Here is a 7,782-nt window from a genome sequence, read left to right as displayed (position 1 = left end):
GAACGGGCGGCCCCCCATCGGCAGGGTTTTGAGATTGGGGGTGGCGTCGCGACGCGTATGCCAGGCAAAGGCAGCACAGATGGCGAAGCCCACGATACAGCCGGCCACCGTCTCCGAAATCGAGTGCGCAGACAGGGCGACGCGCGACGCCCCGACCGCCACGCTACCCGCCGTGGCGGTGGCCATGCCGAGCACGCGCCACGGCCACGCGAGGTGGCGCACAAGCATCCATGCAACGACGGGGTACACGGTGGCGGCGAGCATCGTATGGCCGCTCACGCCGGTGAAATCGAGTTCGCGCAGCCCGAGGCCCCAGCCGAGGAACATGACCTTGGAAGCCGCCACAACAAGCGCACCCGCCGCAAACAGGGCGACCCAGGTGAATGCCATGCGCCACGCACGGGCCGAGAGCAACCAGAGGGTGAGGGCGGCGGCGGCGGGCACCGTCACGGCGGCACCACCGAAATTGGTAATCGTGATCCAGAAGCTAGACATGACTGGCAAATGACGGCCCGAGGGCGGAGGGCTTCGGGCGAAAGCGCTATCTTACGCGCGCGACGCTAGGGAGAACAAATGCCGGTCCGGCATCGCACGGCGGCAAGGCACGGAACGGGGTCTCGCGCCGGGTTAATTCCCAAATGACGGCATTTTGCTGGGACTTGATGGATGGTTTGCGCATTTTCCCGTCAATTGTTGTCGTGATGCCCCGTAGACTGCGTCGTTTTCGAACAGGTTTCTCGAACGATGTCTTTCTCTTCTCCTTCCTCCAAGCGCAGGTGCGCCGCGTTGGACGGCGGCGCGCAAGGCCTGCGGGGGCAAGGCGAAGGCCGCCGTGCCCGCTGGCGCGCGGCGTGCGTCTGGCTGTGCATGGCGGTGCCGGCGGCTGCGATGGCCGAAACTGGCGGCATGGCCGACGCATTACGCCTGCACCCGCGCCTGACCCCGTCGTTTTCCTTCTCGCCGGCGGCACCGACCGCGTCGGCCGACGCATCGTCGCCGCACGCGAACGTGGCATTGCCGCAATCCGTCTGCGGCAAGGTATCGCCGCTGTATGCCACGACCATGACGGTACGGGCGTCGAAGCCTCTCGTCATGCCGGTGACCTATTCGCGCGTTTCGTCGGATTTCGGCACGCGCTCCCACCCGGTGCGGCGCGTGAAGCATCGGCACACCGGCATCGATCTCGTGGCGCCGTCGGGCACGCCGGTGCGCGCGGTGGCGCACGGTGTGGTGAAGTCCATCGGCTTCGAGCGCCGGGGGTTCGGGCGTTACATCGTGATCGCGCATCGGCACGATAGCGAGACGATCTACGCCCACTTGTCCGCCACGGCGCGCGGGCTGCGTGTCGGTGAGACGGTGGCGGCGGGCCACCTCATCGGGGCGGTCGGCAAGACGGGAATGGTCACGGGCCCGCACCTGCATTTCGAACTGCGCCGCCAAGGTGTGCCAGCCGATCCACGCCCGTTGCTGCGCCGCACGGCCAAGATGAGCGAATTGCCGGCGGGCACGGGCAACCCTTGCCTGAGCGTGCTCAATGGCGTGCCGTCGTGGCTTCTCCATGGGGGGGGCCGGGGTGGCCACTCGATGGCAGTACTCGCCGCTCTGAGGGGCGCGTCGAGATCGACTTTCCGGGAATAAAGCGGTACGTGCACCGGTATTACGGATATGGGCGCTCTTGCGACTCGTCACGGTGACGGGCGGGGCAGCGCACGTAACGAAGGGAGGTGCGCGATGAGCCATCAAGGGGAAGTCAAGGCGGAGACCGGTTCCGATGCCCGTTCGTTCGACGAGGGCAACTCGTCGCGACGCATGTCGCGTCGCCGGGCGATGACATGTCTTGCGTGGGCGGGCGCGGGTATCCTGTGGACCCTCGACGGGGGCGTGCCGCGCGGCCTGTCGCTGGGGGCGCCGGCTGCGGCGGCCGACAAGGCGGCACGTCATGCACTGTCGTTCGTGCAGATCAGCGACAGCCATATCGGCTTCAACAAGGCGGCCAATCCCGATCCGGCGTCCACGCTGCAACTGGCCATCGATCGAATCCGCGGTGCATCGCAGCGTCCCGCGTTCCTGCTCCACACGGGCGACGTCAGTCATTTGTCGCGCGCCGAGGAATTCGATACCGCGCAGCAGATCGTAAGCAGCGCGGGCCTGGAAACCCACTACGTCCCCGGCGAGCACGACGTGATCGCCGACGACGGACGCGCCTTCTTCGCACGCTTCGCACCCGACAGCCGGGGTGTCGGCTGGTACAGCTTCGATCGACAAGGCGTGCACTTCGTCGCGCTGGTCAACGTGATCGGGCTCAAGGCGGGCGGCATGGGCTATCTGGGCGACACGCAACTCGCCTGGCTCGCGGCGGATCTTAAGGGGCGCTCGCGCAGCACGCCGCTCGTCGTGTTCACCCATATGCCGTTGTGGTCGGTCTATCCCGCCTGGGGCTGGGGGACCGACGACGGCGAACGCGCACTCGCCCTGCTCCGGCCGTTCGGCTCGGTGACGGTGCTTAACGGGCATATCCACCAGGTCCTGCAAAAAGTGGAGGGCAATGTGCGTTTGCAGACAGCCATGTCGACAGCGTATCCGCAGCCCGCACCGGGTGATGGCCCCGGCCCGGGACCGTTGAAGGTCGACGCGTCGCAACTGCGGCAGGCCCTCGGCATTCGTCGCGTCGACTTCACGGCGCTCGACGGAACGCCAATGCTCAGTGACACCTCGTTGGCGTCGTGACGCCCACGGCTTTCGGAGCCCTTCCATGAAATCGTCTCTTCTGAACGCTTGCGGTGCACGGCGTCGCGTATGGCTGCGTGGCGTCGCCGTGGCGTCGGCCGGCATGCTCACGCTCTGTCTGCCGGCGCTCGTGGGCGTCGTCAACGCCGCGGACGCCAATGCCGTCAATATCGACAACTTTGCGTTCTCGCCCGCGACGCTCACCGTCCGCGCGGGCACGCGTGTGACATGGACCAATCACGACGAGGACCCGCATACCGTGACCAGTTCGGACAATCCGCATGCGTTTGCGTCGGGCGCGCTCGATACCAACGGCACGTTCTCATTCATGTTCGACAAACCGGGAACGTATCGCTACTACTGCGCGATTCATCCTCACATGACCGGTGTGATCGTCGTGAAGTAGTCGCGAAATCGTCGTGGCGAAAGGCAGATGTGATTCAATGAGGCCATTGACGTCGTGTTCGCGACGACAGACCAATTCACCCGGGCACCGCGTTGCCCGCACTGGGGAGACTCCGGTGACCGTCGCTGAAAAACCCGGCGCGCCTGCGTCGGAACGGTTCGATGCACTGGCCTTGCCGCACCTCGACGCGGCGTACAACCTCGCGCGCTGGCTGTCGGGCAGTGCAAGCGACGCCGACGACATCGTGCAGGAATCCTACTTGCGAGCGTTGCGTTTCTTCGACGGTTTTCGTGGCGACAATGCGCGCGCGTGGCTGCTGGCCATTGTGCGCAATACCTGGCTGACGGAGTGGCGTCGCCGCGCCGATGCGGCGCTCGGCACACCGTTCGACGAGGCCAGGCACGGCCTGCAGGATGACGCCCGTCTGCCCGGTTGGGATGACGCAACGCCCGGCGACCCTGAGCGTCTTGCCGTGCAACGTGACGAGTGCGCGCTTGTGCGCGGAGCGCTGGCCTCGTTGCCGGTGGTGTTTCGCGAGGTGCTGGTGTTGCGTGAGATGGAGGATCTGAGCTACCGCGAGATCGAGACGATCGTCGGGGTGCCGGCGGGCACGGTGATGTCGCGTCTGGCGCGCGCCAGGCAGATGCTGGCCGCTGCCGTGCTCGATGCACAGGCCGCCACGCGCACGAGCGCCAAGACCACGCCGTGCGCGCCGTCGGCGCAGGTCGCACGTCTGACACGTCTGCCAGTTGACGGCACCACGCGGGGAGGACCCGATGAACAAGCCTGACGACCCCAACGATACGACGCCGGGGACGAGCGCCGGCGAAACCCCTGTCGCCGGCGAAGCGACTACGCTCGGCAAGCTGTTGCGCGACGGTTCGTTGCGCCATGCTGCCCCGCAGACGTTACGCGAACGCCTGCGCGACGACATGGCGCTCGCCGAACGTCAAGTGCGCCTGACGTCGGCGCCCGCCACGGCAGTGCCTGCGCAGGATGCGAAGCCTGGGGGCGATCCGACGAATCCGGCCCATCCGGCGTCGCCGCCGAAGCCCTCACACGTGAATCGACCGGCCGAGCTGGCGTGGGGGCCGAGCCTTGCCCCTTGGTTGTTCGGCGGTGCCGGCGGCGCGATTCTCGGCGGACTCGCGGTCGCGATGGCGTTGCTGGTGGCGCGTCCGCCCGCGACGCCGCAGGGGATTGAGGAACCGGCTGTCATGGGCCTGCAACCGCAGGAGATCGTGGCGAGCCATGTGCGTGCGTTGCTGTCGCAACATCCGATCGACGTGGTCTCGACCGATCAGCACACCGTCAAGCCGTGGTTCAACGGACGCATCGATTACGCGCCGCCCGTCACCGATCTGTCGGCCAAGGGGTTCCCGCTGGAAGGCGGACGCGTCGACTACGTGGGTGGACGCACGGTGGCCGTGCTCGTCTACCGTACGGACAAGCATCCGATCGATGTCTACGTGTTTCCGGCGCGTGACATGGGTGCGGCGGCGCCGACGATCACGGGGTCCGATGGCTATGCCATTGCGCGCTGGCGGCGCGGCGGCATGACGTATTGGGCGATCACCGATGCCGAGCCGTCGCACCTGCGTGTGTTTGTCGAGGCATTGCAGGCGGCGACCTGATATCGTAAGGCGCTTGCCCCATCCCCCATGGAGAGCGTCATGTCGAATGCCCCGGTGAATCCTGCGTGGCAGGCCGAACAATACGTCAAGTTCGAAGACGAGCGCACGCGTCCCGTGCGCGATCTCGTCGCCGCCATTCCGCCGCTTGCGGGTCGTGGAGTGGCTCGCGTGGTCGATATCGGCTGCGGCCCCGGCAACTCCACCGAAGTGCTCGCCGCTCGTTACCCTCACGCTGACGTGCTCGGGCTCGATAGTTCGCAGGACATGGTCGATGCGGCGCGTGCGCGACTGCCGCAATGCCGCTTTGACGTGGCCGATATCGCGACCTGGGCCGATGGCCCGTTCGACGTGATTCTCGCCAACGCGGTGTTGCAATGGTTGCCGGATCACGAGACGCTGTATCCGCGTCTGGTCGATTGTCTTGCGCCCGGCGGTTCGCTGGCCGTGCAGACGCCCGACAATCTCGACGAGCCCGCGCACCGGCTGATGCGGGAAGTGGCGGCCGATCCGCGTTGGGCCGCAACGCTCAAAGGGGTGGAGCGCACGGCACGCCATGGCGCGACGTTCTACTACCCGCTGCTGCGCGCGCTGTGTTCGCGCGTCGACATCTGGCGCACCACGTACTACCACCCGCTCGCGGGCGGGGCACCGGCCGTCGTGGAGTGGTTCAAGGGCAGCGCGTTGCGGCCGTTCCTCGCGAAGCTCGACAACGCATCGCGAGAGGCGTTTCTGGCGCGCTATACCGACGCGATTGCCAACGCGTATCCGGCGCTGGCCGACGGTACGGTATTGCTGCCGTTTCCACGCCTGTTCGTGGTGGCGACGCGATGATGGACGGGATAGGGCAGGATCGCCGTGCACCGAGGACTCAAGCAGGCAAGGTGCGCGCCCGGCAAACTGCCTGACGCCGGGTGTAAAGTAGTGCACATGAATCTACTGTCCCCGCCGATTCAGCCGTTTCGCAACGCCCCTCACTACTGGCGCTCGTCGCTGGTCCCCGGTGGCGATATGGTCACCGCTGAGTACAACGACCACACCTTCGCACCGCATTGGCACGATGCATATACGTTCGCCTGCATCGTGGAAGGGGCCGAGCGCTATGCCTACCGGGGCGGCGAGCATGTGGCGGACGCCGGATCCGTGGCCGTCATTCACCCAGGCGAAGTGCATACCGGCGCGCGCGAAACCGATTTCGGGTGGCGCTATCGCGTGTTTTACCTGCCGGTCGGCTTCGTGCAAGGCGTACAGCGTCAGGTGACGCGTCCGTTGGCGGGGCTGACGATGCCGGGCGACGCGCATCCCTGGTTTGGCGAGCAGGTCATCCGCGACCCGCAGGCGATGCATCGACTGACGGCGGCGCATCGTCTACTTCAGGCTGGCGCCGACCCGTTGCTGGCGGAAAGTGTACTGATCGAGGCCGTGTCGTTCATGCTGGCGCGCCATGCGCGGGCGCGGGTGCCGGATACGCCGGCATATCGCGATGCGGTGCGGGTCGAGACCATGAAGGCGCGGCTCTCGGCCGATCTCACCGAGCCATTGTCGCTGACGGCTCTGGCCGAGGCGGTCGACCTGTCGCCGTTTCACGCCGCGCGACTGTTCTCGCGCGAGACGGGCCTGGCGCCGCATGCCTGGCGCAATCAGTTGCGTCTGGTGCGTGCCTTGCCCGCGTTGCGCGCCGGCGCGCCGGCGACCGACGTTGCCGTCGCGCAAGGCTTCAACGATCTGTCCCACTTCACTCGCTACTTCCGGCGTGCGTTCGGTGTGTCGCCTGGGAAGTGGAGCGCCAGGCGAGCGGAGGCCACGTTGACGAGCAGCCCGATCGCCATCGCGACACCGCCCACCATGAACAGCAGCGAATAGTTGCCCGACGTCGCGGCGAACACAAACGATAGTCCGTAGGCGGCACCTGCCTGCAACGTCGCGAAACTGGTCGTGGCGGTGCTCCACGCGGCTTTTTGTCCGGCAGGATGATGGGCGAGTAGTTCGTTCACGCGTCCGAGCACCAGCGGCACGATGCCCGGGGTGAAGGCGCCCATGACCACGCTGGACACCATCAGAGCGGGCAGGCCGAGGCCGAGCACCGGCAGCAGCACCGCACAGAACTGGGCGACGTAAGCGACACGCAAGGCCCTTGCAAAGCCGATCCGGTCGGCGAGGTGCCCGGCGAAAAGCGGACCGACGATCGCCCCCAGTCCGTACAGCACCCAATAGTTCGCGCCGGCGTCGAGTCCCTTGCCCAGCCCTCGGGCGACATAGTCGACGAGAAAAATCATGTGCGGCACCAGTGCGACGGCGTTTAGTGCGTACTCGATATAGAGCGAGCGCAGCGCCACCGGACTGACGTGTGGGCGCCTGATGGGAGCGGGGGTGCTGGCGGCCGTGGCCGTCGGCGTGCCGTCGGGCCAACCACGCCACGCCACTGCCGTGAGCACGAGCGAAAGCACGCCGAGACCGCTCCACGCGTGGGCAAGCCCGTGGCGCAACAGGAGCGGCACGAGCGTGCCCGACGCTGCGATGCCCAGCCCGAGGCCGGCGAAGATTGCGCCGCTCACGATGCCGCGCCGCGAGGGGGGCACGTGCGCCAGCACCGACGGTGCTGCCGTGACCATCAATACGCCGCCCGCAAACCCCGAGGCGAAGCGCCATCCGAAAAACCAGACGAACGAGATGGGCCAGGCGCAGGCGAAGAAAGCGAAGACGGCGACCAGCATCATCGTGCGCACGAGTCTCACGCTCGACACATGCCGGGCAAGCACGCGTGCCCCCAAGGCGCCGGCCAGGTAGCCGCCGAGATTGGCCGCGCCAAGATAGGCAGCAGTCGCGGGTGCGAACCAGTGCGCACCGATGATCGCGGGCAGAAGCGCCGTGTAGGCGAAGCGGGCAAAGCCGATGCCGACAAGACTGGCGCAGGCGGCCGACAGCGTGGCGCGCCAGGCGTTGAACGCGGCGGTTGTGGGGCGGCCAAGGGCGGCGTGGGACATGAGGACTCCGGAAGCACCGGCTTCGCCCCGGCGT

The 7,782-nt window shown here is 67.0% G+C and carries 8 protein-coding genes and 1 pseudogene; 7 read left to right on the top strand and 2 right to left on the bottom strand.

Annotated elements, in window-relative coordinates:
* Nucleotides 1-495 (bottom strand): phosphatase PAP2 family protein (locus A985_RS24200; RefSeq protein ID WP_198288650.1); only part of this gene is annotated, 495 nt, incomplete at its 3' end.
* Between the two features lie 249 nt (nucleotides 496-744).
* Between A985_RS24200 and A985_RS26915 the strand changes: the two genes are divergently transcribed.
* The 7 genes and pseudogenes from A985_RS26915 to A985_RS28915 all read left to right on the top strand — a co-directional run.
* Entirely contained in the window at nucleotides 745-1,638 is an 894-nt protein-coding gene (locus A985_RS26915; RefSeq protein ID WP_083902189.1) for a M23 family metallopeptidase, read from the top strand.
* Nucleotides 1,639-1,809: 171 nt separating this feature from the next.
* Nucleotides 1,810-2,727 (top strand): metallophosphoesterase, encoded by a 918-nt coding sequence (locus tag A985_RS0104425; protein ID WP_026131648.1) that lies wholly within the window; start codon nucleotides 1,810-1,812, stop codon nucleotides 2,725-2,727.
* A gap of 25 nt (nucleotides 2,728-2,752) precedes the next feature.
* Nucleotides 2,753-3,133 (top strand): cupredoxin family copper-binding protein, encoded by a 381-nt coding sequence (locus A985_RS0104420; protein ID WP_017232203.1) that lies wholly within the window; start codon nucleotides 2,753-2,755, stop codon nucleotides 3,131-3,133.
* A gap of 115 nt (nucleotides 3,134-3,248) precedes the next feature.
* Nucleotides 3,249-3,923 carry an RNA polymerase sigma factor gene (locus A985_RS0104415; RefSeq protein ID WP_017232202.1) on the top strand — a complete coding sequence of 225 codons (675 nt, stop codon included), beginning with the start codon at nucleotides 3,249-3,251 and terminating at the stop codon, nucleotides 3,921-3,923.
* Nucleotides 3,910-4,767, top strand: coding sequence for an anti-sigma factor (locus tag A985_RS28920; RefSeq protein ID WP_017232201.1), 858 nt, complete (start codon nucleotides 3,910-3,912; stop codon nucleotides 4,765-4,767). Before A985_RS0104415 ends, A985_RS28920 begins: the two co-directional genes overlap by 14 nt.
* Before the next feature lie 39 nt (nucleotides 4,768-4,806).
* The gene (tam, locus tag A985_RS0104405) at nucleotides 4,807-5,598 is read left to right on the top strand and encodes a trans-aconitate 2-methyltransferase (RefSeq protein WP_017232200.1); all 792 of its coding nucleotides are present in this window, start codon (nucleotides 4,807-4,809) and stop codon (nucleotides 5,596-5,598) included.
* A gap of 96 nt (nucleotides 5,599-5,694) precedes the next feature.
* Nucleotides 5,695-6,546, top strand: a pseudogene (locus A985_RS28915) (AraC family transcriptional regulator); the annotation flags it as partial.
* Here the strand turns inward: A985_RS28915 and A985_RS0104390 are convergent.
* Complete coding sequence (locus tag A985_RS0104390; RefSeq protein ID WP_017232197.1) at nucleotides 6,507-7,748, bottom strand: YbfB/YjiJ family MFS transporter; 1,242 nt, start codon at nucleotides 7,746-7,748, stop codon at nucleotides 6,507-6,509. The pseudogene A985_RS28915 and the gene A985_RS0104390 overlap by 40 nt on opposite strands.
* Between the last annotated feature and the right edge of the window lie 34 nt (nucleotides 7,749-7,782).

It is taken from the genome of Pandoraea sp. B-6, assembly GCF_000282835.1.
Classification (GTDB): domain Bacteria; phylum Pseudomonadota; class Gammaproteobacteria; order Burkholderiales; family Burkholderiaceae; genus Pandoraea; species Pandoraea cepalis.
This window is presented reverse-complemented; position numbering and strand designations above follow the sequence as displayed.